Source organism: Nocardia sp. NRRL WC-3656 (assembly GCF_000720265.1).
Classification (GTDB): Bacteria; Actinomycetota; Actinomycetes; order Mycobacteriales; family Mycobacteriaceae; genus Nocardia; species Nocardia nova.
In genome coordinates, this window is sequence record NZ_JOJF01000015.1 from 58,389 (window position 1) to 85,386 (window position 26,998).

The 26,998-nt window shown below is 67.5% G+C and carries 24 protein-coding genes; 11 read left to right on the plus strand and 13 right to left on the minus strand.

Annotation, left to right across the window (positions count from 1 at the left end):
* The first annotated feature begins 135 nt into the window (after positions 1-135).
* Entirely contained in the window at positions 136-552 is a 417-nt protein-coding gene (locus tag IG65_RS0120095) for a secondary thiamine-phosphate synthase enzyme YjbQ (RefSeq protein ID WP_030516482.1), read from the plus strand.
* Positions 553-578: 26 nt separating this feature from the next.
* Here IG65_RS0120095 and IG65_RS0120100 read toward each other — a convergent pair whose 3' ends face one another.
* Entirely contained in the window at positions 579-1,154 is a 576-nt protein-coding gene (locus IG65_RS0120100) for a dihydrofolate reductase family protein (protein ID WP_030516483.1), read from the minus strand.
* Between the two features lie 192 nt (positions 1,155-1,346).
* On the opposite strand from IG65_RS0120100, the gene IG65_RS0120105 reads away from it, so the two are divergent.
* The 3 genes from IG65_RS0120105 to IG65_RS0120115 all read left to right on the plus strand — a co-directional run bounded on the left by IG65_RS0120105 (position 1,347) and on the right by IG65_RS0120115 (position 3,524).
* A complete protein-coding gene (locus IG65_RS0120105; protein WP_030516484.1) occupies positions 1,347-1,532 on the plus strand; it encodes a DUF1918 domain-containing protein in 186 nt (61 codons plus the stop codon).
* A 273-nt stretch (positions 1,533-1,805) separates the two neighbouring features.
* Complete coding sequence (locus IG65_RS0120110; protein ID WP_030516485.1) at positions 1,806-2,264, plus strand: SRPBCC family protein; 459 nt, start codon at positions 1,806-1,808, stop codon at positions 2,262-2,264.
* A 54-nt stretch (positions 2,265-2,318) separates the two neighbouring features.
* On the plus strand, positions 2,319-3,524 hold the full coding sequence (locus IG65_RS0120115; protein WP_030516486.1) for a low temperature requirement protein A: 1,206 nt from the start codon (positions 2,319-2,321) through the stop codon (positions 3,522-3,524).
* 12 nt (positions 3,525-3,536) lie between these two features.
* On the opposite strand, the gene IG65_RS0120120 is transcribed toward IG65_RS0120115, so the two are convergent.
* The 8 genes from IG65_RS0120120 to leuA all read right to left on the minus strand — a co-directional run bounded on the left by IG65_RS0120120 (position 3,537) and on the right by leuA (position 14,988).
* On the minus strand, positions 3,537-4,364 hold the full coding sequence (locus IG65_RS0120120) for a hypothetical protein (protein ID WP_051756516.1): 828 nt from the start codon (positions 4,362-4,364) through the stop codon (positions 3,537-3,539).
* Positions 4,365-4,439: 75 nt separating this feature from the next.
* Positions 4,440-6,056: a GMC oxidoreductase gene (locus IG65_RS0120125; protein WP_030516488.1), complete on the minus strand. Its 1,617-nt coding sequence runs from the start codon at positions 6,054-6,056 to the stop codon at positions 4,440-4,442.
* A 126-nt stretch (positions 6,057-6,182) separates the two neighbouring features.
* Positions 6,183-6,893: a type 1 glutamine amidotransferase gene (locus tag IG65_RS0120130; protein WP_030516489.1), complete on the minus strand. Its 711-nt coding sequence runs from the start codon at positions 6,891-6,893 to the stop codon at positions 6,183-6,185.
* Between the two features lie 72 nt (positions 6,894-6,965).
* The gene (locus tag IG65_RS0120135; RefSeq protein ID WP_030516490.1) at positions 6,966-8,201 is read right to left on the minus strand and encodes a MurT ligase domain-containing protein; all 1,236 of its coding nucleotides are present in this window, start codon (positions 8,199-8,201) and stop codon (positions 6,966-6,968) included.
* 75 nt (positions 8,202-8,276) lie between these two features.
* Positions 8,277-8,894 (minus strand): pyridoxamine 5'-phosphate oxidase family protein, encoded by a 618-nt coding sequence (locus tag IG65_RS0120140; protein WP_030516491.1) that lies wholly within the window; start codon positions 8,892-8,894, stop codon positions 8,277-8,279.
* A 36-nt stretch (positions 8,895-8,930) separates the two neighbouring features.
* Positions 8,931-10,688 (minus strand): FAD-dependent oxidoreductase, encoded by a 1,758-nt coding sequence (locus IG65_RS0120145; protein WP_081879611.1) that lies wholly within the window; start codon positions 10,686-10,688, stop codon positions 8,931-8,933.
* Positions 10,689-10,816: 128 nt separating this feature from the next.
* A complete protein-coding gene (locus IG65_RS0120150; protein ID WP_369801571.1) occupies positions 10,817-12,577 on the minus strand; it encodes a MinD/ParA family protein in 1,761 nt (586 codons plus the stop codon).
* A 584-nt stretch (positions 12,578-13,161) separates the two neighbouring features.
* Positions 13,162-14,988, minus strand: a complete 1,827-nt coding sequence (gene leuA / locus IG65_RS0120155; protein ID WP_030516494.1) for a 2-isopropylmalate synthase — start codon at positions 14,986-14,988, stop codon at positions 13,162-13,164.
* Between the two features lie 200 nt (positions 14,989-15,188).
* Between leuA and IG65_RS0120160 the strand changes: the two genes are divergently transcribed.
* On the plus strand, positions 15,189-15,830 hold the full coding sequence (locus IG65_RS0120160) for a hypothetical protein (RefSeq protein ID WP_030516495.1): 642 nt from the start codon (positions 15,189-15,191) through the stop codon (positions 15,828-15,830).
* Between the two features lie 33 nt (positions 15,831-15,863).
* Here the strand turns inward: IG65_RS0120160 and recR are convergent, their stop codons facing one another.
* Both recR and IG65_RS0120170 read right to left on the minus strand, forming a co-directional pair.
* The gene (gene recR / locus IG65_RS0120165; RefSeq protein ID WP_030516496.1) at positions 15,864-16,472 is read right to left on the minus strand and encodes a recombination mediator RecR; all 609 of its coding nucleotides are present in this window, start codon (positions 16,470-16,472) and stop codon (positions 15,864-15,866) included.
* A gap of 21 nt (positions 16,473-16,493) precedes the next feature.
* Positions 16,494-16,832 (minus strand): YbaB/EbfC family nucleoid-associated protein, encoded by a 339-nt coding sequence (locus IG65_RS0120170; RefSeq protein WP_081879613.1) that lies wholly within the window; start codon positions 16,830-16,832, stop codon positions 16,494-16,496.
* Between the two features lie 170 nt (positions 16,833-17,002).
* Between IG65_RS0120170 and IG65_RS0120175 the strand changes: the two genes are divergently transcribed.
* The 3 genes from IG65_RS0120175 (at position 17,003) to IG65_RS0120185 (ending at position 18,878) form a co-directional block, all read left to right on the plus strand.
* Positions 17,003-17,599 carry a hypothetical protein gene (locus tag IG65_RS0120175; RefSeq protein ID WP_030516498.1) on the plus strand — a complete coding sequence of 199 codons (597 nt, stop codon included), beginning with the start codon at positions 17,003-17,005 and terminating at the stop codon, positions 17,597-17,599.
* A gap of 41 nt (positions 17,600-17,640) precedes the next feature.
* Entirely contained in the window at positions 17,641-18,462 is an 822-nt protein-coding gene (locus tag IG65_RS0120180; RefSeq protein ID WP_030516499.1) for a MerR family transcriptional regulator, read from the plus strand.
* A 62-nt stretch (positions 18,463-18,524) separates the two neighbouring features.
* Entirely contained in the window at positions 18,525-18,878 is a 354-nt protein-coding gene (locus tag IG65_RS0120185; RefSeq protein ID WP_030516500.1) for a VOC family protein, read from the plus strand.
* Between the two features lie 30 nt (positions 18,879-18,908).
* On the opposite strand, the gene IG65_RS0120190 is transcribed toward IG65_RS0120185, so the two are convergent.
* The gene (locus tag IG65_RS0120190) at positions 18,909-19,343 is read right to left on the minus strand and encodes an SRPBCC family protein (protein WP_030516501.1); all 435 of its coding nucleotides are present in this window, start codon (positions 19,341-19,343) and stop codon (positions 18,909-18,911) included.
* Positions 19,344-19,475: 132 nt separating this feature from the next.
* On the opposite strand from IG65_RS0120190, the gene IG65_RS0120195 reads away from it, so the two are divergent.
* From IG65_RS0120195 to IG65_RS0120205, 3 genes are all read left to right on the plus strand, one after another.
* Positions 19,476-20,102, plus strand: a complete 627-nt coding sequence (locus IG65_RS0120195) for a hypothetical protein (protein WP_030516502.1) — start codon at positions 19,476-19,478, stop codon at positions 20,100-20,102.
* 444 nt (positions 20,103-20,546) lie between these two features.
* The gene (locus IG65_RS0120200; RefSeq protein WP_051756520.1) at positions 20,547-21,998 is read left to right on the plus strand and encodes an FAD-binding oxidoreductase; all 1,452 of its coding nucleotides are present in this window, start codon (positions 20,547-20,549) and stop codon (positions 21,996-21,998) included.
* On the plus strand, positions 21,995-23,314 hold the full coding sequence (locus tag IG65_RS0120205) for a class I SAM-dependent methyltransferase (protein ID WP_030516504.1): 1,320 nt from the start codon (positions 21,995-21,997) through the stop codon (positions 23,312-23,314). Before IG65_RS0120200 ends, IG65_RS0120205 begins: the two co-directional genes overlap by 4 nt.
* A gap of 64 nt (positions 23,315-23,378) precedes the next feature.
* Here IG65_RS0120205 and IG65_RS0120210 read toward each other — a convergent pair whose 3' ends face one another.
* Positions 23,379-26,963: a serine/threonine-protein kinase gene (locus IG65_RS0120210; protein WP_030516505.1), complete on the minus strand. Its 3,585-nt coding sequence runs from the start codon at positions 26,961-26,963 to the stop codon at positions 23,379-23,381.
* Positions 26,964-26,998: the final 35 nt, after the last annotated feature.

The following is a 26,998-nucleotide window of genomic DNA, read 5'->3' on the forward strand; positions in this document are numbered from 1 at the left end:
GCCCGGCGCCCGGGTCCCGGCACAACAGCCGGCGTACCGGTGTGAGTAATCACACCGACCGGTTTAGCACCCGGTCGGCGAACCCCTTCGCGCGAGTTGACGATGCACGTCGCGGCGAAAGCGCACGATGGGCCTATGAAGAGCATCGAAATCGAGCTGCACACCGGTGATCGGGAGGTCGTGCACGACCTGACGCCACAGTGCGCCACGTTTCTGCGCGAGGCCGGCGGCGGCGACGGATTGCTGCACGTCTTCGTCCCGCACGCCACCGCAGGCGTGGCCCTGATCGAGCTCGGCGCGGGCAGCGACGACGATCTGCTGCGCGCCCTGCGCGATCTGCTGCCCGCCGACGATCGCTGGCGCCACGCCCACGGCTCGCGCGGGCACGGCCGCTCGCACGTCATGCCCGCGCTGATCGCCCCCTACGCCACCGTGCCGGTGCTGGGCGGCGAGCTGACCCTGGGCACCTGGCAGTCGATCGCCTTCGTGGACCTCAACGTCGACAACCCGATTCGCCGGGTGCGCCTGTCCTTCCTGCGCGACGCCGGTTGATCGCGGCCGCCTACCGGCCGGGCACGTCAGCCGCGCTCGAACCAGGTGATCTGCGCGCCGTTGCCGAATTCGCGGCGTTGCACCGGCGTGAACGCGGTCGGCCGGAAGTTGCCGGTGAACGCGCTGATACCGGCGCCCGCGACCACCGGATAACTCTTGATGATCAACTCGTCGATCTCGTCGACGAGCGCGCCGGCCAGTTGTCCCCCGCCGCACAGCCAGATGTCCTTGCCGTCCTGCTGCTTCAGGCGACGCACCAGGGCTACCGGATCGCTCGGAACCAGCTCGACCTCCGGATCGTCGACGCGATCGAGCGTGGCCGAGACGACGTACTGCTTCAGATGGGGATACGGGCTGGCGATGCCGGCCGACAGCGCGGGTTCGTAGGTGCCGCGCCCCATGAGAATCGTGTCCCATTCCTTGTTGGGTTCGTCCACGGCCATTCCGAAGTGCGGGCGGATGTGCGCGGGAACCGACTCCGGATAGCGGCCGTTGACGAATTCCGCCATGTCCTCGGCCACGGGATAGAAGTCGTACTCCCCACCCGGCCCGGCGATGTAGCCGTCGAGCGAGACGCCGACGAAGTAGAGGAGCTTTCGCATACCGATACCGCCTTGTTTGTTGCACTCTAACTGTAGTGGTTGAAACGTAGTACTACAACCAGAGTGGTGTCAAGCGGGATCGGAAAGTTGTCGCGCGCCGATTCGGATGGATCGCCAGGATTAGCGATTCGGGCGGCCGGGAACTATGACATTGACTTGTGAGCAGTATCACATCGAACAATAATGGCGGTCATGCAGGCGCATGTAGGTGATCACATTCTCGTCCACAGCAATGCTGTGGGAATGCCCGAACGCACCGGCGAAATCATCGAGGCGCGCGGCACCGACGGCGCCCCGCCCTACGTCGTCCGGTTCGAGGACGGGCACGAAAGTCTGGTCTTTCCCGGGCCGGACTGGGAGGTCCTTCACCACCGGTAGCTGTGCGGACGAGGATCGTCAAGCCCCCTTTCCCACCCGGGGGCAGTCCCTTTTCGGGCAAGTGACCATGTGCCCGGCAATCGTCCGGCCATCGGCGGCACACACCGACGTCGAGCACGCTGCCGACGCGCCCCGGCAGCGCGACCGCAAACCAGGCACGCCCGACCGAACCGAATCAGACTGGTCGGTCTCTGTAACTCCGGGAACAGACCACACGGTTGACGACCGCGTGTGACGGCGGAGACAATCGGCCGAAGCAGTGGAGGGCAAGACATGCGCACGAAGACCGATCACCGATTCATCATCGATGTCGAACCCGATCAGGTTCAGGAAGCATTGCTGGCCGTCGAGCGGATCCCCGAATGGTCGCCTGCGCACCGTGACGTGCGCGTCGCGACCCGCGACGAGTTCGACCGTCCCCGCCGCGTCTACGCCACGGTGACGACCCTCAACAACTCCGACCGTCAGGTCCTCGAATACACCTGCACCCCGGAACGCATCTCCTGGGAAGTGGTGGAGAGCGCCGCCGGTGGCGGCGGCAAGGGCTGGTTCGACATCGAGGAGACCGACGAGGGCACCGAGGTCTGGTACCACTCCGAGATCCATCTGCCCATCCCCGTCCCCGGTCTGCTCCTCAAGCGCACGCTGTCGCGGGCCAACGACGAGGCCGTGCACAACCTCATCGAGTACATCGAGAAATTTCCCTTCGGTGAGAACTACGAGGTCGGCTGACCGAGAGGTTCGCCGTCGCGGGCGCTGACGTCGGCTTCCTGCCACGATGTGCGAATGACCGGTGTCAGACGCACACGCATTCAAGCGGTCACCGAGGACGCCTCGGTAACCCAGCTGGAACTCTTCTTCGACCTCGTCCTGGTCTTCGCCTTCACCCAGGTGACCGATCTGGCCGCGCACGACGTCACCGCCCTCAACATGCTGCGGGCCGTGCTGGTGCTGGCGGTGATGTGGTGGGTGTGGATCGCCTACGCCTGGCTGGGCAATGTGGTGAAGGCCGACGAGGGGGTGGCCCGGGTGGCGATGTTCGCGGCCATGGGCGCGGGACTCCTCGTGGCCGAGGTGATTCCCGAGGCGTTCCACGACATGCCGGGCGGCTGGTACGGACCGCTCGTGTTCGCCATCGGTTACCTCGTGATCCGGCTGGTCCATCTGGCGATGTTCTGGCTGGCCAGTACCGAGGACCGGCAGTTGCGCGGGCAGGTGGGCCGCTGGGCCGGCGGCTCGATCACCATCGGCACCGCGCTGCTGATCGTGGCGGCAGTCGAACACGGCACCGTGCAGATCGTGCTGTGGATCGCGGCCATCGCCGGCGATATGGTCTGGACCTTCTTCGCCGGCAACGACTGGCGCGTGAATTCGGCCTCGCATTTCGCCGAGCGGCACGGCCTGATCGTGATCGTCGCGCTGGGCGAATCGATCGTCTCCATCGGCGTCGGCGTGGCCGGACTGCCGATCTCGTGGCCGATCACCGTGGGATCGCTGCTGGCACTGACTGTTTCGGGCCTGCTGTGGTGGGCCTACTTCGACGTCGCGGCGACCGTCGTGGAACGCGCCATGACCGAGGCCTCGGGCCCGCGCCGGATCCAGATCGCGCGCAATTGCTACACCTTCTGGCATTTCCCGATGGTGGCCGGCATCGTCGCCATGTCGCTCGGCTTGAAGAAGACGCTCAACTATCTCGGTGGGGCGGCCGGGCATACGCTGCACGATCGGCTGCAGGGCATTCCACTGTTCGCGCTCTACGGCGGCGTGGTGCTGTACCTGCTGGCGCTGGTGGGTTTCCGGCACTACGCGACCCGGGTGGTGCTGTGGCCGCGCCTGGTCACCGCGGCCGCGCTGATCGCCCTGGTGCCGTTGGCCGGGCAGCTGCCGGCGATGGCCGCACTCGGACTGCTGTGCGCGGTGCTGGCGGTGCTGATCGTCTGGGAGACAGTGCGTTACGCGCAACCGCGCGACGCGGTCCGGCACGCCCACTGAACCGGATGCCGACTACCGCGATCCGAGATTCGGCGAAACACGCTGCTGCGGTTTGTGATCCACCGCTTCCGGCACGTGTCCGCCGTCGCGCACCGCGTCCCGCATCTGATTGATGTTCTCGCGCAGCACATCTCCGACCAGTTCGTCGGTGCGCGGGTCGGCCAGCACCTGGAAGACGATCCGGAAGCTGGCGTCGGCGATGCCGCGGATGATCTCCTCGTGGAAGGGCAGGTAGCGCACCCGCCCGACCGCCGGATCGTTCTTGATCAGTTCCAGGATCATGGCGTCGAGTTCGTCGCGGTTCTCCTCCAGCGCCGCGGCGATATTGCGGGTGTACCGGCCGCGGCGCAGCACATCGGCCACCTCCTCCAGCACGGCCATGGTGACCGGGCGCCGGACCGCGTCGACGATCACGGCGATCGAGCGGTTCACGACCGCGGCGGTGACCCGGTCACCGAAGGCCCGGTCGGCGACGCGCGCCAGCCGGACCAGGATCACGACGATGCGCAGCAATCGGAATCCCCGGAAGAACGGGCTCGTCACCGGGATCATGCCCAGGACCTCGTACCAGTAGACAAACGGGTAGGTCCACGACCAGTCCGCCCGCCGCCAGCGCCACAGGAATTCGAGGGCGAACACCGCGCAGATCGACGAGTCGACCACCACGATCACGTGATACGTGTGCTGCGGCACGGTGAAGAAGGTGATCCAGGTGACCAGACCCACCGAGACCACGGCGAGAGCCAGCATCAGCAGATCGGTCCACAGCGCCGGCGGCTTGCGCGGATACTGCTCGGGCAACGGTCCAGCCGGGTACTGCGCCACAACGGTCCCTTCCACATCGAACGGGTACCCGCCGAGAGTAGCGGCCCCGACGCCGCCGGGAAGCCGCCACGAGTGCCCGTGCGGCGCGAATCAGTGCCCGGCGCGGATGATCGCCTCGACGTTGCGTTCGGCCAGTGCGGTGATGGTCAGCGACGGATTGGCCGCGCCGGTGCTGCCCGGAATCGCCGCACCGTCGACCACGTACAGCCCCGGATAGCCGTTCACCCGGCCGTAGTTGTCGGTGGCCAGGCCCAGCACCGCACCGCCGAGGGGATGTGCGGTGAACGGGGCATTGGCGTCGTAGCCGAGCGCCTGGTAGTCGAACAGAGCCCCCGACCGTTCGGCGATGCGCTGGTCGACCGCGCGGCAGGCGGCCACGATCCGGTCCTGGGCCGCACGCGGCCAGCTCAGTGCGGCGGCGTTGCGCGCGGCGTCGTAGGTGATGCGAGCGCGGGTCGGATCGATCACCAGCCCGAGCGAGGCCAATGCGCCGGTCTCCAGCGGAATTCCGGGGATGTACCAGCTTTCCAGTGTCAGCGGCATACCGGATTCGTCGAAGATCCGGCTGGCACTCGGCACGCCCTGGCCCAGGCCCGCGAGCCGGCTCTCACCGCGGGCCAGCGCGACGTCGCCGTTGGTGCCCCAGCCGTCGCCGACATGTTCGTCGAGGTTGGGCAGTGCGCCGGTGGCGCGGGCGCGGACCAGCAGCTCGGTGGTGCCGATGGACCCGGCGCCGAGGAACAGCTTGTCGCAGGTGAGAGTCCGGGTGCCCAGCACCGTGCCGGTCGGGTCGAGCTTGGTGACCTGCAGAACGTAGCGGTCACCGTCGCGGCCGATGCTGTCCACCCGATGCCCCGCGAACACCGACGAGCGGCCGGTGGCATGCGCGTACTTCAGGTAGTTCTGATTGAGGTCGAATTTCGCGCCGTTCGAATTACCGAGATTGCTGCGGGCCGCGGTGGCCGACGCGCGCGTGGCACCGGCCAGTTCGGCACGCACCGTATCCCATTTGAAGATGGACTCGTTGGGCTGCGGCTCGTATCCGGCCGCGCGCACCTGCTCGTCCCACATCCGGGAATGGGTGAACGGAGAGGAGTTGTAGATGTCGGCGGGCATGACCGACAGGTTGAGCATCTGCCGCACACGCGGATAGTAGGTGCGCTCCAACTCGGTGTAATCGACTGTGCCACCGAAGATCTCGTCGAAATGCCGGCGCTGCGGGGCGATCATGCACCCGGAGAAGATCACCGACCCGCCGCCCACGGCCGCCGCGCGCCACACATCGATGCCGTCGAATTCGGTGATATCCAGGACGCCGCCGAAATCGGCGAAATGCATGGCGACCTTGGTGACGCCGGTGAAGCTGGTGCGATGCCAGAAGCCGCGGCCGTCGGGCAGATCGTCACCGGTGAAGATCTCCCGCCACGGATCGTTCGGCCAGCGCGACCCGCGCTCCAGCACGGTGTTGGCGATACCCGCCTCGGCCAGCCGCAACGCCGCGACCGCGGCGCCGAATCCGGATCCGATCACGATGGCTTCGGTATGCGCCGGAGGATCCGGCTGCGGGACGAAGATCTCGGAAACCCAGTTGCGGAACATCCCGTTCCACGCCGGATCGGCGGTGGCTGTTCCGGTCTCGCGCAACGCGCCCGTGGCACCCAGCAAAACCGCAGCACCGGCCGCCTGTAAAAAGGCACGTCTCCGCACCGGCCACCTCCCTCATCACGCATGGCCGCGCGCGAGATTACCGCCGAACTTCCTATCTCTCAACAGGATCGGCGCCGACGACCGCGCTGTTACATGCGCGATCGCTATATCACGTAGTAGAGGGTCTCAGGCGCGCAGACGTTCGCGACGCAGCCGGTCGACCTCGGGCAGGTCGAGCGGTTCCAGTTCGCGACCGCCGAGGGCCCGCGTGAGCAGGTGGTCGGCCAGTTCGGGGTTGCGGGCCAGTGCCGGGCCGTGCATGTAGGTGCCGAGCACCGAGCCCTGCACGACTCCCTCGAGGCCGTCCCCAACACCGTTGCCGACGCCCTTGGTGACCCGGCCCAGTCCGGTCGCGTCCGCACCGAGAGACGTTCCGCCCCGGTGGTTTTCGAATCCGGTGAGCGGCTGGGTCAGACCGGCGAGCAACGGTGTGGTGGCGACCTCGCCGATGGACCGGACCCGCTGCGGAGCGGTGGTCACGTCGAACAGGCCGACACCGTCCACACGCTCGCCCGCGGAGGTTTCGTACCAGTTGCCCAGCACCTGGATCGCGGCGCAGATGGCAAGTACCGGAACACCTTTCGCGGCCGCGCGCTGCAGGCCGGGATAGCGCTGCAGATGCCGGGTCGCCAACCGCTGCGCGGAGTCCTCCGCGCCACCGAGGGTGTAGATGTCCAGCGTCTCCGGCACCGGGTCGTTCAGCGTGATCTCCACGATCTCCGCATCGATGCCGCGCATGCGCAACCGCTGCCGCAAGACCAGCGCGTTGCCGCCGTCACCGTAGGTCCCCATCACATCGGGCAGCACCAGCCCGATCCGTACCGTCGATTCAGCCATCAGTGCTGTCTCCTCTCGGGCATTCGCGGCTCGCTCCGTGGTTACGCAGGCTGCCGCCTCCGCTCGCGTCGCTCATGCCCGGGTGTCCAGATCGCGATTCAAATCCCGGAAGGCGGTGTAGTTGGCGAGCACCTCGACCCGTCCGGGCGGACAGGATGCGATGGCACGCAACGGATTCGGCACGGTGGTGTGCTCGACGCCGGCGTAGGTCAGCCGCACGCCCAGGTCGGTGGCGCGCTCGCCCGCCGCGACCACCTGAGTGCCCTCGAAGTGCTCGAAGCGCACATCCCACAGCCAGGACAGATCCTCGCCGTCGGGCACCTGGCCGTTGACCGCGATCACCAGACCCGTCGCCTCGGGGTCGATCATGGACAGCGCCTCCTGCCAGCCGGCCGGATTCTTGGCCAGCAGCAGGCGTGCGGAGTGCTCGCCGACCTGCACGGTGCGGTAGCGGCCGGCGATCTCGCGAACGGTTCCGGCGGCCTGCGCCGCGGTATCGGCATGTCCGCCCAGCGCGACCGCCGCGGCCACCGCCTGCGCGGCGTTGCCGCGGTTGGCGCGGCCCGGAAGAGCAAGGTGCAAAGGCAATTTCAGCCCGTCGGGCCCGCACAGATACTCCGCGTCGACCCACCACTGCGGTTCCGGCCGCCGGAAGTCGGCACCGGTGCTGCGCCAATCGGTGCCCTCCCAGACGATCGGCTCGCCGCTGCGCGGACAGCTGGTGGCGTCGACCGCCCAGCCACTGCCCGCCGACACCCAGACCACATTGGGGTGGTCGTAGGCGATCGAGGTGATCAGCACGTCGTCACAGTTGGCGATCAGCACGGTGTCGGGATGGCGGGCCATGCCCTCGCGCAGTTTGCGCTCGATCATGTTGATCTCACCGACCCGGTCGAGCTGATCGCGGCTCAGATTCAGCAGCACCACCGCGGCCGGGTTCAGCGCATCGGCCACATGCGGCAGATGCAGTTCGTCGACCTCGATGGCGGCCAGCGGCGCGGTGCGGTCGACGCTGAGCGCGGCGACGATTCCGGCATCCATATTGGCCCCGTCGGCCTGGGTGACGACGCGGCCCAGTTCGGCCAGCGCGGCCGCGGTCATCCGGGTCGTCGTCGACTTGCCGTTGGTGCCGGTGACCAGCACCGTCCGCCGGTTGCGGCCCAGCTGAGTCATGATGTCGGGGGCGATCTGCAGGGCGATCAGCCCGCCGATCATCGACCCCTTACCGCGTCCGGCCTTCTGCGAGGCCCACGACGCCGCTGCCGCCGCCCGCAGCGCCAGCCGTCCGCGCACCGAGATGTCTGCCACCACGCGAGTGTATTGGTGACGAGACGCCCGCGCGCGAGCGGCCGATGTGATCTGCGACCGACAGGCAGGAGCCGGTCAGTAGAGCATGCGCCGGTAATTCTCCGGCGAGTAGTAGTCCCGCAGTTCCGCCAGCGATTCGGTGGTGTTGCGCTGGACTTCCTTCACCAGCACCGCATGGCTGGGCAACGGGTCCTCCGGCCAGCGTTCGGGCCGCCACAGCTCGCTGCGCAGCAGCGCCTTGGCGCAGTGGTAGAAGATCTGCTCGATCGCCACCTCGACGGCGAGGATCGGCCGGTGGCCCTTGACCACCATGTCATCGAAGTAGGGCGCGTCGCGCAGCAGCCGTGCCCGGCCGTTGACCCGCAGCGTCTCGTTGCGTCCGGGAATCAGGAAGAGCACGCCGACGTGCGGGTTGGACAGGATGTTGAAGTATCCGTCGCCCCGGCGATTGCCCGGCCGCTCGGGAATGGCCAGGGTGCGGTCGTCGATCACGTGCACGAATCCGGCCGGATCGCCCTTGGGCGAGGCATCGCAACAACCCTCGGCGTCGCTGGTGGCGAGGACGGCGAACGGCGCGGTCGCGATCCACTCCCGATCGCGCGGATGCAGGCGCGTCCGTTCCTTCGTCGCGGCGCGCGGCGCCGGCTCACCGAGCAGTTCCCGAAGTTCGGCGGCGCTGGTGATCTCGCTCATCACCCCATTGAACGCGCGAGATCGGCCGCCCGCCACCTACATCGGGACGTCGAACATGTTCGGCTGGCCCGCGGCATAGCGCGCGCGGTCGGCCTGGCGCAGCGGCTCCAGCTGCGGCGCCCGATACAGCTCGAACAGCCGGCAGCGGGCGGCATTCGAACCGGCGACGTCCAGCAGCGCGTTCACTGCGGTGCGAGCCGCCTCGCAAGCGCCTTCCATCGTCGCGAGATCGATGTTCGTGCGTACGTAATCGCCCGCGAGGAAAAGGTTTTCCAGGGCTCCGTGCGCATTCGGGCGCGCCGCCCACGAACCGGCGGTGTTGATCAGCAGCGGGTCGGCGTTGGCGTTGCGGTTCTGCGCGGCATCCCAGCTCACGCCGGTATCCAGGAACCACGACACCAGGTCCGAATCCTGCAGTGCGGCAGGGCCTTCCAGATGCTTCTGCAACTGCGCCCAGACCTCGCGGGCGATTTCGTCGTGAGTGCATTCGATCGCCGGCTTGCCGTACAGAATGCCGGGTGTATTCCAGTCCGAGATGTCGACCGACAGGCAGTCCCGAGCCGAACCGTCACCTGATTCGGACAGCTTTGTGCGCGACCAGAACTGGCTCTGCGCGATGGAGGTGAGCGACCACGGCGAGTCGACATAGGCGGTATGGCCGCGGGCGATCTGGGTGGGGCGGCGCAGATAGAACTGCATTCCGCTCATCCAGTTCACGACCAGGCCGTCCATGGCCGCCAATTCCGGCTGCACGGCCAGAATGTCCGGCGTCCACAGTCCACGGGCGACCTCGACCGGTACCGCGAGCACGAAGTAGTCGGCGTCGACCGCCCGATCGCCGCCGCTGCCGCCGGCCACCCGGGCGCCCGAGATGCGCCGATCGCGCACGTCGAGCCCGCGCAGTTCGGCGGTTTCGAACCGCACCCCCAGGCCGCGCAGATGGGCCACCCACGGGTCGATCCAGGCCTCGTTGGTCGGCCCGTTCAGCAGCCGGTCCAGCGGTCCGTCGTTACCGGTCTCCAGCGGATTGCCGAGGAACTGCTCCCCCATGGAACCGATGGTCCGGGTACTGGCGTGATCATCTTTCGCCGCGACCAGCAATGTGGTGAGGGTGCGCGACATCAGCATGCGGAATTCCTGCGAGCGGCCGCGAGCGCCCACGAAATCGCGCCAGGCGAGTTTCTCCCACTCGCCGAAACGGCGATCGTCGCAACTGGTGTTGAAAACCAGCAACCGATTGGCGAAATACGCCGCATCGGTCATCGGCATCCTCATCGAGGTGGAGATCACCGAGGCGACGGTCTGGCGGAAATCGTCCGGAGTGGCCCACGGCTTTCCGGCGTGGCCCATCGGCAGGATGGTGTCGTCGGCGCCGGCGCGGGAGAAACGCGCCTCGGCGGCCGGGACCAGATTGTCCCAGACACCGTTGGCATTGCCCGCGAACGGGATTCGCCGCATGGTGTCGGGAATGTGGTGATAGAAACCGGGGAAGAAACGGAAACCGTGTTCGCCCGGCAGATCGGGCCGGCCGTCGCGGCCACTGCCCGCCACCGGAATGCTGCGCGCCTTACCGCCCAGCGCCCGGCGTTCGTACACCGTGACGTCGAATCCGCGTTCGGCCAATTCGTGCGCCGCGGTCAGTCCGGCGACGCCACCGCCGAAAATCGCGACCCGCCGACCGGGATCGGCATTCGCACGAATCGGGCGCACCATGGCGCCCGCCGTTATCACACCCGCGCCGGCCACCCCGCGAAGTACCGTCCTTCGCGAGACGGCCCCGTATTTTTCTGCCATCTATCGGGACCTCCACACCGCGGGTAACTGTATGCGGTGCGGCCGGGCCCCGTATCGATTGGGGTGACAATTCGCGCCGGGCACCAATTCGGTGGGAAGAATCCCCCGGAATCGGTACCCGGTGCGAATCAGTAGCCGTGCGGACCCGGATAGTGGCCCTGCGGACCCGGGTACTGAGTCTGCGGCCCCGGGAAGGGTGGCTGCGGGACGTGGTATCCGAAATCGTCGGCGACCATCGCCGCCAATTCCAACAGCGCCCGCCGGGTGGGCTTGCTGACCAGTTCCAGGTCGATCTCCGCGCCCTCGGCGAGATGATCGTCGAACGGCACCACCTGCACCGCGCGGGTGCGGTCGAGGAACAGTTTGCGCAGCTGATCCAGGTCCACGGTCGAGGCGCCGCGGCGGGAGGCGTTGACCACCACCACGGTCCGCTCCACCAGCTTGCTGTAACCGTGGTGCTCGAGCCAGTCCAGCGTCGCCGAGGCACTGCGCGCGCCGTCGATGGCCGGGGAGGTGACCAGGATCAGCGAGCTCGCCATATCCAGTACGCCGGCCATCGCCGAATGCATCAGGCCGGTACCGCAGTCGGTGAGAATGATGTTGTAGAACTGCTGCAGAATGCCGATCGCGCGCCGGTAGTCGGCCTCGCTGAAGGCCTCCGAGACGGCCGGATCCTGTTCGCTGGCAAGCACTTCCAGTCGGCTAGGCGCCTGGGAGGTATGGGCCCGCACATCCGAGTAGCGGCTGATGTGCTGGTCCTCGAGCAGGTTGCGGACCGTCGAGCGGGTCTGGCGCGGCACCCGGTGGGCCAGGGTCCCCAGGTCGGGATTGGCGTCGATGGCGATCACCCGGTCGCCGCGCAGCGAGGCGAAGGTCGAACCCAAACCGACTGTGGTCGTGGTCTTTCCGACGCCGCCCTTGAGCGACAGGATCGCGATCCGGTAGTCGCCGCGCACCGGCTGATTCACCCGATCCACCAGTTCGCGGTAGATCAGATCGGCCGACGATTCGCCCGGATTGATGGCGCCACCGGTCACCTTGTGCACGGCGCGACGCCAGCCGCTGCGCGGTGACCGCCGCGCCCGCTTGAGCAGGTTCAGGTCGTTGACCGAATTCCCCGGCTGCACGGGCTGGGTCATGTGCTGCGGCTGGAACGTCGATTGCGGCTGCTGCTGATATCCCTGCGGCAGTTGCTGTTGCGGTCCGGGACCGCCCTGCCAGCCGCCCTGCTGCTGCGGCGGTTGCTGCTGCGGCGGCATGTGCTGCGGCGGCGGAGCCGAGGGCAGCGGCGGTGGCGCCCAGCTGAAGATCTGGCCGCCGGCATCGGCGTCCGCGCCCTGCGGCTCGGGAACGGGCGGCGGTCCCTGCCGATCGTCGAAGACCCGGCGGACCATGCCGTCGGCGCCGATCTCCTGGCGGATCTCGCCGTACGGCGTTTCCTGCCGGACCTCGCCGTACCCGGATCCCGCCTCACCGGCGCCGGGCCGGAAGCCGCCCTGCTCACCGGGATTGCCCTGCGCGGCGAAACCGCCCGGGTCGCCCGGATTGCCGTGCGGCGCGAATCCGCCTGGCTCACCGGGGTTTCCGGGCGGCGGGAAACCACCCTGCTCGCCCGGAGGCGCGAAACCGTTCTGCTCACCCGGAAATCCGCCCGGGGCGAAGCCGCCCGGTTCACCGGGATTCCCGTGCGGCGGGAAACCACCCTGCTCACCGGGGAAAGCGGCCGGTGCGAAGCCCGGTTCGCCGGGGTGACCCGGAGGCGCGAAACCGCCCTGTTCTCCGGGGAATCCGTTGGGCGCGAAACCCTCCGGGCCGGGCCCGCCCGCCCACGGCGGCGGGAATCCGTTCGGATCTCCCGGCGGGGCGAACGGACCGGAATGGTCGTTCATCGGGAAGCCCGGCGGGGCGAAACCCTGATTCGGCGGATACGGATTCGCTCCCGGCGGTGCGAACGGCCCCGGTGCGAATCCCCCCTGCTCGGGCGGAGCGAAGCCGTCGGGCCCGAACTGCGGGCCGGGCGCAAACGTGGTCTGTTCGATACCGTCGGGCACCGGCGGAATGATTCCGGAGGCCGCGTGTTCGAATTCCGCGGATTCCTCGGCGGGTGCGCCGGTCGGTTCGGATTCGGACGTCACGCTCGCCGTCCCGTCGGATGCCGTTGTGTCCGCGTCGGATTCGTCCTGCGACGGCAGCGAGGTCGGATTGTCCTGTTCGGCAGCTGAATCGCCCATCCCCTGCCCCTGCAACCAAGGCGGTGAAGTGGAGTTGTCGTTAGTCGTCACGTTTCCCCCATCTGCTCGACAGAGTTCGAGCAGAGAGCTCGCGGCCAATGCGCCACAACGCTAGCACGCTGGCCGAATACGAGTCCCCCGGTGAACAGGGGCCGCACCCCGTACCGGACCAGTTGCCCCAGAACACCGCCCACCGCCTTCCCGGCGGTGGGCGGTCCCGGCTGTCGAGCAGGGTGTACGGATCAGCGCGCGCGCAGTGCGCGGTTCACCGCGGAGACGACCGCGCGCAGCGAGGCGGTCGTGATGGAGGTGGCGATACCCACGCCCCAGGTCACCTTGTCCCCGATCGCGCATTCGACATAGGCGGCGGCCTGCGCGTCGTCACCGGAGGACATCGCGTGCTCGGAGTAGTCCAGCACCCGCACGTCGTAGCCGATGGTCGCCAGCGCGTCGACGAACGAGGCCAGCGGGCCGTTGCCGGAACCGACGATTTCCTGTTCGGCCCCGTCCACCTTCACCACCGCGGTGATGGTGTCGGTGCCGGAATCGGTTTCGGCGGCGGTCATCTTCTGCCGGATGCGCTCCAGCGGCAGCACCGGGTTCAGGTACTCCTCGGCGAAGACGTCCCACATCTCCTTCGGCGTGACCTCGCCGCCCTCGCCGTCGGTGATCTTCTGAATCGCCTGCGAGAACTCGATCTGCAGCCGCCGCGGCAACACCAGTCCGTGGTCGGTCTTCATGATGTAGGCGACGCCGCCCTTGCCGGACTGCGAGTTCACCCGGATCACGGCCTCGTAGGTGCGGCCCACATCCTTGGGGTCGATCGGCAGGTACGGAACCTCCCAGACGATGTCGTCGACATCGGAATCGGAGGCGTCTGCCGTGTCCTTCATGGCGTCCAGGCCCTTGTTGATGGCGTCCTGGTGGCTGCCGGAGAAAGCGGTGTAGACCAGATCGCCGCCGTAGGGGTGGCGCTCGTGCACGGGCAACTGGTTGCAGTATTCGACCGTGCGGCGGATCTCGTCGATATCGGAGAAGTCGATCTGCGGATCTACACCGCGGGAGAACAGGTTCATCCCCAGGGTGACCAGGCAGACGTTGCCGGTCCGCTCACCGTTGCCGAACAGGCAGCCCTCGATGCGGTCGGCGCCGGCCTGATAGCCCAGTTCGGCGGCCGCTACCGCGGTGCCGCGGTCGTTGTGCGGGTGCAGCGACAGCACGATCGAATCGCGGCGGGCCAGGTTGCGGCTCATCCACTCGATGGAATCGGCGTACACGTTCGGCGTCGCCATCTCGACCGTCGCCGGCAGGTTGATGATCAGCGGCTTCTCCGGAGTCGGCGCGATGATCTCGGACACCGCGTCACACACCTCACGGGCGTACTCCAGTTCGGTGCCGGTGTAGGACTCCGGGCTGTACTCGTAGCGCCAGTTGGTGTCCGGGTAGCGCTGCTCGATCTCCAGGCACAGCTTCGCGGCGTCGGTCGCGATCTTCTTCACCGCGTCGCGGTCGGCACGGAACACCACGCGACGCTGCAGGATCGAGGTGGAGTTGTAGAAATGAACGATCACATTGGCGGCGCCCTGGCAGGCCTCGAAGGTGCGCTCGATCAGCTCGGGACGACACTGGGTCAGCACCTGGATGCTGACGTCGTCCGGGATCGCGCCGTCCTCGATGATCTCGCGGACGAAATCGAAGTCGGTCTGGCTGGCCGACGGGAAGCCGACCTCGATCTCCTTGTAGCCCATCCGCACCAGCAGGTCGAACATGCGGCGCTTGCGGGCGGGGCTCATCGGGTCGATCAGGGCCTGATTGCCGTCGCGCAGGTCGACCGCGCACCAGCCGGGTGCCCGGTCCACGACCCGGTTCGGCCAGGTGCGGTCGAAAGGAATCGGCGCAGCGTCGAATGCCGGGCTGCCGCCCGGGACCTCCTCGGCGAAGGGCCGGTACCGGAAGGTCGGCATCGAGGAGTTCTTCTGCTTGTTCCACGCGGGCTGATCGGCGGGCGCGGGTTTGGACGGCGCGGTGATGGTGCGCGTGCCGGATACGAAGGCGTCAGCGGGTGACATGGCGTTTCTCCGAGTGTGGGTGGGTGTCCCAAATATTGGGGTCGACCGGCACAGCTGAAACCCCGCGACGGGAGCCGGTCCGATTCAGACCCCGTCGCGGCGGCCGAGGAGGAGTGCCCGCTGCATGATGTCGGCCAGTTTACAGGTCGGGCCGCGGCCAGGAAAAGGAGCCTCGCCACACCGCCACGTAGCCTGGCCGGATGAGTTACGACCACGTGCTGCTCCCCGCGGGCATCGCCACCTCGCCCGATGCGGTGGAGACCTACCTGGCCGCACAGCAGGGACGGCCGCAGACCGAGACCGTGACGGCGATCGCGGCCGAGGTGAACCGGCGCAACGACGCCCTGCCGGAGGAAGAGGCGTTCCTCAGTATCGCCACCGGCGGCGAGGGCACCGGCGGCGCGCTGTACGTCGCCGCCCGCTACGACGCCATCGGCCACGTGCGTAACCTCCTGTTCGAGCTCGCGACCCCGCGTGACTACGCGCTCTACGATCCGCAACTCAACTGGCTGATCGATCCGACCGATCGCATCGACGTCACCGTCACCCACGGCGGTGCGGGTGAGTTCCCCTATCTGACCGAGCGCCTCGCGCATCAGTGGATCACCGAACTCGGGGAACCGAATCCGTATCTGATCGTGGAGCGCGCCGACCACGTCTACATCCAGACCTATCGCGACGAGCCCGGCCTGTACACGCTGGAATACCGTGACGGCGGTCCCGATCGGCATTTCGCGGTCCGGTTGGAGGACGGCGACCAGGTGGCCGCACTCGTCTGGGACTGGACCACCGGAGACCGGAGCCGTCTCGACGCGATCGGCTGGGAGGCGGTGACGTTCTGATCGGCGACGTTCCGATCGGAGCTCACCCCGCGCTCAGAGGGTTCGCCGTCCCGACAGCGCGCGGCCCAAGGTCAGTTCGTCGGCGAATTCCAGGTCGCCGCCCATCGGCAGGCCGGAGGCGAGCCGGGTGACCGACAGGCCCGGGAAATCCCGCAGCATGCGCACCAGATAGGTGGCCGTCGCCTCGCCCTCGGTATTGGGATCGGTGGCGATGATCACCTCGGTGACATCGACGCCGTCCTCCTGATTTCCGATGCGCGCCAACAGTTCTCGAATGCGCAGCTGGTCCGGGCCGACCCCCGAGAGCGGGTCCAGCGCACCGCCGAGCACGTGGTAGCGGCCGCGGAATTCGCGGGTGCGCTCGATGGCCTGGACGTCCTTGGGTTCCTCGACGACGCAGATCATGGTCCGGTCCCGGCGCGGGTCGGCGCAGATGCGGCACAGTTCGCCGTCGGAGACGGTGCCGCAGACCGCGCAGAACCGCACACCGTCGCGCACCTTCTGCAGCGCCGACTGCAGCCGGTCGATCTCCGGCGGCTCGACCGACAGCAGATGGAAGGCGATGCGCTGCGCGCTCTTGGGACCGACTCCGGGCAGTTTGCCCAGCTCGTCGATCAGATCCTGGACCGGACCCTCATACACGGATATGTCCTATCAGGCCGCTCAGAACGGCAGGCCGGGCATGGAACCGCCGCCCATGCCACCGGCGAGCGGGCCCAATTTCTCGGCGGCCAGCTGCTGCGCGTTGGCCATCGCGTTGTTGACCGCGCCGACGATCAGATCCTGCAGCGTCTCCACGTCCTCGGGGTCGACCACCTTCGGATCGATCTGCAGCGACTGCACCTCGCCGCTGGCCTTGATCGTCACCTTCACCAGACCGCCGCCGGCCTCACCCGCCACATCGGTCGCGGCGATTTCGGCCTGCGCGGCCATCACCGCCTGCTGCATCTGCTGCGCCTGTGCGAGCAGTGCCTGCATATCGAGCTGTCCACCAGGCTCCACGGTGATGTCCTCTCTGCGGGATGCGGATGTGCACCAGCGTAGTCACGTTTGGATCCAGCCCGGTACCGGCCCGGCCGGGCACCTTTACCATCGGGACCGGGCCGGGAGTCGGCACACGGGTCGGGCCAATCCGGTGGAGGCCGGTCATGTATCGGGACCAAGATCAACATATGTCTTCCGCACTCGCGCACACCACATCCGCACGCCGCGCCCGGCGGAGTTCGGCACTGACGACCGTCGTCGCGCTCGCCGTGCTGAGCGTCGGCTCCGCCGTCCTGGCGCCGGCCGCCTCGGCGGATACCGATTACGGCGGTGGCTGTGTTCTCTACACCGACAATCCGGCGGCGACGGTCGACGCGCTGCACAACCACTGTTCGGCCGAACAGCAGGATCAGATCTTCCGGGACGCGCCCCGCGGCGATGTGCCGACCGGGGTGACCAACGGCTGGGTGACCCGCCCGCCGGTGATGGAGGCGGTGGCGCCGCAATTCTGGATCGGCAAGAACTTCTACACCGGACCCGACGGCGGGACCCTGACCAACCGGATCACCGCGGCCGGGGTAGAAGGTTTCCCCGCCGACGTCCATTCCGGGCCCGCGCGGTTGGACGGCCAACCGGCCTGGCTTCTGGACTACACCCCCTCGATCACGCCCCAGATCCTCGACGAGATTCGCCAGGTGACCCCCGGCGTCTGGTTCGGTTACTCCTGGTGGCGAGGGTTTTTCCAGACCACGCTGCTGCTGACCTTCGCCCTCACCGAGCAGTAGGGCTTGACTCTCCCATTGCTGGAGGGTGTTCGCTTGTCCGCATGGCCGCGACAGTCTCCATAGGCGAGTTCTCCCGCCTCACCTATCTCAGCGTGAAAACGCTGCGGTACTACCACGAGATCGAGTTGCTCGAGCCGGCATCGGTCGATCCCGGCTCGGGGTATCGGCGGTATTCGACCGCGCAGGTGGAACAGGCGCATCTGATTCGGCGCCTGCGCGATCTGGATATGCCGATGCCGCAGATCCGCGCGGTCCTCGCGGCGCCGGATCGAGCCGCCCGCGATGCCGCGCTGGCCGCACATCTGGAGCGAATGGAAGCGGAGTTGCTGCGGACGCGTGATGTGGTGGCATCACTGCGGGCGCTGCTGTCCCCCGGTGCGCCGATCGACGTGCAGTACCGCCTGGTTCCGGAGTTCGCCGCGGTGACGATTCGCGCACTGGTGTCGCGGGAGGAGATCGGCGACTGGTGCGGGGCGATCTTCCCCCGGCTGTACGAACTGCTCGCCGGGGCGGGGGTGGCCCCGGCCGGCCCGAGCGGGGCGACCTATTCGGCGGACTTCTTCGAGAACGAGATCGGCGAGGTGGTGGCGTTCGCGCCGCTGGCGGCGGATCCGGGCGCCGCCTTCGACCAGTACCGCGAGGTCGCGGTGCGGCGATTTCCGCAGCGCCGCTTCGCGATTGCGGTGCACGCCGGAGCGTTCACCGACTTCGACCGCACCTACGGCGCGCTGGGTTCGCATGTGGCCGAACACGATACCGCGCTGGCGGAGCCGATCCGCGAAATCTACGTGGTCGGCCCGCAGGACTGCGCGGACCCGGCCGCGCAGCGCACCGAGGTCTGCTGGCCGATCGCACCGGCGTGATCGGGCAGACGCCGCACGCTCCCCCGCATATTCACGAATTACCCACGAAGAGAGGACATTTCATGTCGATCAGTCTGGCCGCCGTCACCTTCGACTGCCGTGACGCCGCCGCCTTGGCGAACTTCTACGCACAGTTGCTGGAGCGTCCGGTGGACGCGGACGCCAACGAATATTTCGCCTCGATCGGCCGCGGTGACGACCGCGGCCCCGGGCTGATGTTCATCCAGGTCCCCGACAAGACCCCGGGCAAGAACGTGGTCCACCTGGATCTGAGCGCACCGGACTGGCGCGCTCAGATCGAGCGGGCGGTCTCGCTGGGCGCGAAACACATCGGCGACTTCGACGAATACGGCGTGCAGTGGGTCACCCTCGCCGACCCCGAGGGCAACCTGTTCGACATCGCCCACCAGCACTGAGCCGCTGGGCCGCAGCGAAGCGGAGGCGGACTAGCTCAACTCGCGCTTCAGGTTTTCCAGAACCTCGGCCTGGATCTTCTTCAGGCCGAGCGGGGCGAAGATGCCCTCGAAGAAGCCGGCGACCCCGCCCGCGCCCTTCCAGCTGGTGCGGACCGTCACCAGCGAACCCTCACCCGAGGGAGTGACGGTCCAGGTGGTGACCATCGTGGAATTCGAATCCCGTTCGGTCACCATCGAATCGGAGACCGAGACGACCGCGTGGACGTTGCGGGAGCGCTTCTGCGTCGCCTGCAGCGTCCATTCGGCGACGGTTCCGGCGCCCTTTCCGCCTTCGAGCACCTTGTAGTCGTGGTAGTGCGAAGACAGGATGCGGGGCCGCACATCCTGATAGTCCGCGATCGCTTCCAGCGCACGCTGCGGTTCCGCAGCGACGACGGTCGAGCTGGATGCACTGACCTGTCCCACAATGAGCTCCTAGTCGATCCGGGGTCGTTCGGGTTTATTCGGGCCGTTCTGCGGGGCTATGCTACGCCGCGTCCGGTGCAGTTCCGGACCGGCAGACGCGGTTTCGCTCTGCCCACAGTTACGCCCGGGGGGATGAGGTTGTCGAACGCCGCGATCGGCGCGCGCCGTGTCAAGAATGTGCTCAAGTGGATCGGCGTGATGGTCGTCGGCGTCGTCATGATCGTCGGCGCCGTCACGATGCTGAACAGCCACGGCAAGGTCGACTGCGGGGGTGAAACCATGCGGTCGGGCGACCAGTGCGTCCAGGTCGACAAGCACGGTCACCGCACCACCCGTTCGATGGACGAACAGGCATCGGACAACACCCGCACCGGCTGGCTGCTGCTCGGCTTCGGCGTGTTGATGATCGTCGGCGGTGGCGCGTTCCTGGTCGGAGAGCTGCGCCGCTCGGGCGGCTCGGGTGCGAAGACCGGTATGCAAGTGGTCCCGAATCCGGCCGCCGTCCCCGCCTATCCGGTGACGCATGCCGCCTCGCCCGGTGGAGGCGGCTATCCCGCGCCCGGTCACGCCGCCGGAACCGGCTACCCACCACCGTCGCCGGGCTATCCACCGCACCCCGGCCCGGCCCGCTACCCGGAATACCCGTCGGCCACACCATATTTCGCACCGACCGGGCCGGCAGCGAGCTACCAGCCGGCGCCGCCCGGTTATCCGCCGACTGCCCCGGACGGGGCTCACCCCGGCTATCCGGCGCGCTGAGTTCCTTCCGGCGCATGTCGCCCATCCGTCGCGCCGGGCTCTGCCCACCGCACCGAGCTCTATCCGCAGCATCACACTGCCCGGCACTCCCGGCGGCGCGATAGCGATCGGGCATCGACGCCTCGCACGGTCTGCGACTGTCCACGCTCGAATACGGCGCGGCGGACCATCGATCGCAGCTTTTCGGCCCCCAGCCTTCGACCCGGAACCGGAACGCTCGTTCCGGGACCGGCGAGAAATTTCGATTGATTCGCCACAAGCCCGGAGGCGCCCTACGGCGGTACGATTCCGCCCGGAAATATGTCCGCGAGCTGGGCGGATGACCGGGGAGTGGAAACCGGGCCCGTGATCGAACGCAATGCAACATATGCGTGAAGAATCGCGCCCATAGGTACCCTCGCGGTGGCCGGGGGAAACCGGGAGCGATAGCGTCAGGGGGTGGCAGTGAGTCTGTTGGGGAAGGCCGGCCGCGCGCCGGCCGCACGCGAATCAGGTTTTGCCGCGCACCGAGAAGGTGTCGAGCGTCTGCTCGCCAGCTATCGTGCGATTCCTTCGGATGCCAACGTGCGGTTGGCGAAAAAGACGTCGAACTTGTTTCGCGCCCGGGCGAAGAACCCCGCACCCGGACTGGATGTTTCGGGTCTGAACCGGGTGATCGCGGTCGACCCCCAGGCGAAGACCGCCGATGTGGCCGGCATGACCACCTATGAGGATCTGGTCGCCGCCACCCTGCCGTACGGCCTGGCGCCCTTCGTGGTTCCGCAGTTGAAGACGATCACGCTGGGTGGCGCGGTCACCGGTCTGGGAATCGAATCGACGTCCTTCCGCAATGGTCTGCCACACGAATCCGTACTCGAGATCGATGTGCTGACCGGTGGGGGCGAGATCATCACCGCCACCCCGGACGGCGAATACGCCGACCTTTTCCGCGGGTTCCCGAATTCCTATGGCACGCTGGGTTATTCGACGCGCCTGAAGATCGAGCTGGAATCGGTGCAGCCGTATGTGGCACTGCGCCACGTCCGTTTCCACGATCTGCGCGAACTCGAAGCCGTGATGGCGCAGATCGTCATCGACCGCAGCTACGACGGCGAGCGGGTCGACTATCTCGACGGCGCGGTATTCACCGCCGAGGAAAGCTATCTCGTCCTCGGCCGCCAGACCGACGAACCGGGCCCGGTCAGCGACTACACCGGGATGGACATCTACTACCAGTCCCTGCGGCACGACAGCGCCGAGCCCAAACGCGACCGGCTGACCATCCACGACTATCTGTGGCGCTGGGATACCGACTGGTTCTGGTGCTCACGGGCATTCGGCACCCAGAATCCGAAGATCCGCCGGTTCTGGCCGAAGCGGTACCGCCGTTCGAGCTTCTATTGGAAGCTGATCGCGCTCGACCACAAATACGACATCGGCGACAAGCTCCAGGCGCGCAAGGGAAATCCGCCGCAGGAGCGCGTGGTGCAGGATATCGAGGTGCCGATCGAGCGCACCGCCGAATTCCTGCACTGGTTCCTGCGCGAAATTCCGATCGAACCGCTGTGGCTGTGCCCGCTCCGGCTGCGCGACAATGCGGAAGTGCCGGGAAAACCCCAGGACCCGTCGCGTCCGTGGCCGCTGTATCCGCTGGAACCGGATCGCACCTACGTCAATGTCGGATTCTGGTCGGCGGTGCCGAAGCAGCCCGGGCAGATCGAGGGTGCGGCCAATCGCGCGATCGAGGACGAGGTCGCCCGCCTGGACGGCCACAAGTCCCTCTACTCGGATTCCTACTACGCAGAAGACGATTTCGCGCGCCTCTACGGAGGCGATCACTACGCGAATCTGAAGAAACGATACGACCCCGATCATCGTTTGCTGGATTTGTATTCGAAGGCGGTGCAACGCAAGTGACGACATTCAAGGATTCCCAGCTGCCCCCGGTCTCGGAGCTGGGAACGAAACTCAGCATTGCCGAAATCTTCGAGACGCTCGTCGACGGCGGCGTCCCGATCCGGTTCTCCGCCTACGACGGCAGCAGCACCGGACCCGACGATTCGAAGTTCAGCCTCGAGATCACGACCCCGCGCGGTATCAACTACATCGCTACCGCACCGGGCGATCTCGGCATGGCGCGGGCATACATCTCCGGCGATATGGCGGTCGACGGCGTCCACCCGGGCGACCCGTACGACATCCTGAGGGCGATGACCGACCTGAAGTTCCGGCGCCCGTCGGCGCTGGCACTGGTCACCATCGCGCGCTCGCTGGGCTGGGACGCCCTCAAGCCGATCGCGCCGCCGCCGCAGGAGACGCTGCCGCGCTGGCGGCGCATCGCGCTGGAAGGCCTGCGGCATTCGAAGAACCGCGACGCCGAGGTGATCCACCATCACTACGACGTGTCGAACCGGTTCTACGAGATGGTCCTCGGCCCCTCGATGACCTACACCTGCGCCTGCTACGCCGACGAGAACCAGACTCTCGAAGAGGCCCAGGAGAACAAGTACCGCCTGGTGTTCGAGAAGCTGCGGTTGAAGGAGGGCGATCGCCTCCTCGATATCGGCTGCGGCTGGGGTGGCATGGTCCGCTACGCGGCCCGGCGCGGCGTCAAGGTCATCGGCGCCACCCTGTCCAAGGAACAGGCCGAGTGGGCGCAGGCCAAGATCGCCGAGGAGGGTCTGCAGGAACTGGCCGAGGTCCGCCACAGCGATTACCGCGACATCAGCGAAACCGGTTTCGACGCGCTGTCGTCGATCGGTCTCACCGAGCACATCGGGGTGCAGAACTACCCGAGCTATTTCGGCTTCATCAAGAGCAAGCTGCGCGACGGCGGCCTGTTCCTGAACCACTGCATCACCCGCCCCGACAACACCCGCACGACGAAGGCCGGCGACTTCATCGACCGCTACGTCTTCCCGGACGGCGAGTTGATCGGTTCGGGCCGCATCATCACCGATATCCAGAACATCGGGCTCGAGGTGGTGCACGAGGAGAATCTGCGCCCGCACTACGCGCTGACCCTGCACGAATGGTGCAAGAACCTGGTCGCGAACTGGGACGAGTGCGTCGCGGAGGTCGGTGAGGGCACCGCCAAGGTGTGGGGCCTGTACATGGCGGGCTCCCAGCTGGGCTTCGAGCGCAACGTGGTGCAGCTGCACCAGGTGCTCGGGATGAAGCTCGGCGACAAGCAGACCTGGGACGTGCCGCTGCGCCCCTGGTGGAACGCCTGATCCGGCACGAAATACATTGCCGGCGGGCCGGATTCGTGGTGACGAATCCGGCCCGTCGGCGTACTCAGCGCAGCAGTGCGTTCAGGAACGGCCGCGGAATATCGAACGATCCGGTGCCCTCACCGGCGAGCAGCATGTCGTCACGCAGTGAATGCAGCAGATAGCTCAATTCCGGGCCGGCGTCGAGAAGTGGTCTGGTCCAGCCCAATCGGGCACAGCGGTCCAGCGCCGGCAGCAGTGAGGTGATCGCCTCACCGTTCCAGCCGGCGACCGACAAGCATTCGACCAGCAGTAGCGCGGCATCCAATTCCGCACGGGGACGGTTCTGTTCGACCATCCGGCCGTAGAGCGCGCGTGCGCGTTTCACCGCCGATTCGAGGCCCTCGGCCGCCACGTTCGCCCCGTCCAGACCGCGATAGTGCCGGGCCAGCAGCACGCGCACGGCCGCGACCTCCTCGGCCTCCGCGGTGAGGGCGGCCGTACCGGCGGACTGGCGCAGCACCGGGGCGGGCGGCTCCGGCCCCGCGGGCGGCTCGACGAGGCCCAACCGCAGCCGTTCCGCCCGGATATGGGCGGCCATGCGCGGAAGTTTGCGTTCGGCCGCCATCCGCGCACCCTCGTCGAGCCGGGCTCGCGCGGTTTCGGTATCGCCGAGCACCGCTTTGACCCGCGCACCGACCACGAACGTGGTGATCATGAAATCCACCGCACCGATCCGCGCCGGCAACTGGTGGCTCTGCTCGAGCAGCCGATCCGCAGCCTCCAGATCACCGCGCCGATACCTCAGCTCCCCCAGCAGCGCCGCCGCCACCCGCACGGCATGCGAACGCGGCCCCGAGCGCTCCCGGCCGATCTGCCATGCCTTCTCGAAACACCGTGTAGCGGTGTCGATATCGAGCTTCTCGTAGGCCACCGCGCCGGTATTGAGCAGACCCAGCACCACCCCGAGCGGATCCTTGGACCTGCTGTGATAGGGCGCGGCCCAATCCTGGATGGCCAGCGCGCCGTCGAAATCGAAGTCGCACAGCCGCACGAACGACACCAAATTCGCGGCGGTGGACACCGTCCACGGCGGCAGCTCGTCGGGCTCCTCCAGACACGGCAGCACCTTCTCGAGCACACCGTCGGTGCGGTCGCGGGCCACCAGGTCGGCGGCCGACAGCACCGCGGCCTCACAACGCTGCCGGGTGGCATCGGCATCGGAGGGCGAACTGCGGGCGAGCATATTCGACAGCCGTCCCAGCGCCGTGCGGGCCGCTCCGGACTGTTGCAGATTGATATTGGCGCGCGCCAGCGTCATCAGCAGCTTCGACCGCGAAGTCACCTGCTGCACAGGCAGTTTCGACACCGTGCCGAGCAGGGTCGCCAGGCGCGAGGTGTCGATCAGGTCCATGCCGCCGTTCTCGACCAGATCCACCGCCATCTTCAGATCGGTGGCGGCCAGGGCGTGATCGACCGACTTGCGTAGTTGCTGATGTTCGGCGTACCAGCGAGATGCCCTGCGGTGCAACGATTTCAATTTGCCGGGATGCACCCGGTCGAGCCGGGCACGCAACTGCTCGGCGAACAGCGGCTGGATCCGGAACCAGCCCGGGTCGTGTTCGACGCGGGTGACGAACAGCTCGCGCTGTTGCGCCTGTTCCAGCAGTTGCTCGGCATCGGGTTCACCGCTGAGCGCCGCGGCCAGCCCACCGTTGAGCTTCTCCGCGACCGAGATCGACATCAGGAATTCGAGCATGCGCGGCTCGAGCCCCGCCAGCACGTTCTCGGCCAGATACTCCCGGATGGCGTGGTTTCCGCCGGACAGATGGGCGATCAGCTGCGCCGGATCCACGGGCGCGCCCGTGGTGGCCCCGCGCAGCGACAAGCTGACCAGCTGGATCGCCGCCGGCCACCCATCGGTGGCGGCGTGGATCTGTTCGACCTGTTCGTCGGTGAGCGGAAACTTGTTGCGCTCCAGCAAGATCTGCCGGGTCTCGGCGAGAGTCAGCCGCAGTTCGTGGCTGCCGATCTCGACCAGCTCGTCGCATACCCGCATCCGGCTCAGCGGCAGGCCCGACTGCTCGCGGGTGGTGATCACGAAGCGCAGATGGTGACATCCGTTCTCCAGCAACGCATCCATCACCCGGTGCGCGCCCTCGTCGGTGACCCGATCCCAGTTCTCCACCACCACCACGACGACCTGCCCGCCGCTGTGGATCTCATCGATCAGGGTGGAGATCGCATAGGGCACCGCCTCCGCGGGGCGCTCCTCGAGCACCTCCGCCAGCCCGGAACCGATATCCGGCGCCACTCGACGGATGGCCTGGATCAGATGGGCCAGCAGCCACACCTCGTTGTCGTCGTCGTGATCGATCCCGATCCACGCCACCGCGATGCCGTCGGCGGTGAGTTCGGAGCGCCACTGGGCGGCGATCGTACTTTTTCCGAAGCCCGCCGGTCCGTGGATCACGGCGAGCCGGCGGCGGCCACCGGTGCGCAGGATATCGAGCAGCCGCGGCCGGGGAATCGGCTCGCGGGCCGGGGTCGGCGGCCGGAATTTCGTTGCGGCCGTGGGCGGCAGCGTCGCGGGCGGGGCGAGGGCGGGTGCCCCCGGAGCGCGCAGCGCGGGCAGGCCCAGGACCGCGCGGCTGCGGCGCGAGGTGATCGGGTGGGGCGGCGCCTCGGTGGCGGCGGTGCGGCCGTCGGTCGTTTCGCCGTCGAGCAGAGCCATCTCGTCGGCCGATTCGCCGTGCGCGATCTGCACCGCGCGCATCTCCTGCCCGAACTCCAGAGCGGAGGCCGGGCGATCGGCCGGATCCTGGGCCATGGCCTGTTCGATCACACCCGCCACATCGGCTGGAATGTCCTGTTCGCGCAGATCGGGGACCGGCTGAGTGGTGATCCGCAGGAATTGGGCGACCACCCGCTCGCCGGAGCGGCGTTCGAAGGCGGCGTGCCCGGTCAACAGCGCGAACAGAGTTGCGCCCAAACCGTACACATCCGACCTAACGGTCGGTTCCTCACCCTTGAGCACCTCGGGCGCGGTGAAGGCCGGTGATCCCGTGATCATGCTGGTCGAGGTCTGGAAACCACCCGGAATGCGCGCGATGCCGAAATCGGTGAGCTGTGGTTCGCCGTAGCGGCTCAGCAGCACGTTCGCCGGTTTCACATCCCGATGCAGGACGTGCACACGATGGGCGCTCTCGATCGCGCCCGCGAGTTTCACACCGACCCGCAGCGAATCCGACCAGCTCAGCGGGCCGTGATCGCGGATCAGCTGTTCCAGCGAGCCGTGCGCGGCGAACGGCATGACGATGAACGGCAGGCCGCTGGGCGTGACGTCGACCTGCAGGACGTCGACGATATTCGGATGGCCCGACAGCCGGCCCATGGCGTGTTCCTCGCGCAGGAACCGCTCCCGGCTCTCCTCGTCGATCTCCGAGGACAGCACCTTGACCGCCACCACGCGATCCAGCGCCCGCTGCGCACAGCGATAGACCACCCCGAAACCGCCGCGCCCGATCTCCTGGGCATCGAACAACCCCATCGCCTCGAGTTCGTCGGCGATGCGAATCGGTTGGTAGCGCTGGGTATTCGCCACCGCGGCTGCCTCCGAGTCCGCCGCGGGATCGTCGTCGCTGCGGACCTTGCCCGTCTGTGGATTCATCTGGCCACCTCGAACGTTCCGCCCTCATTCCAACG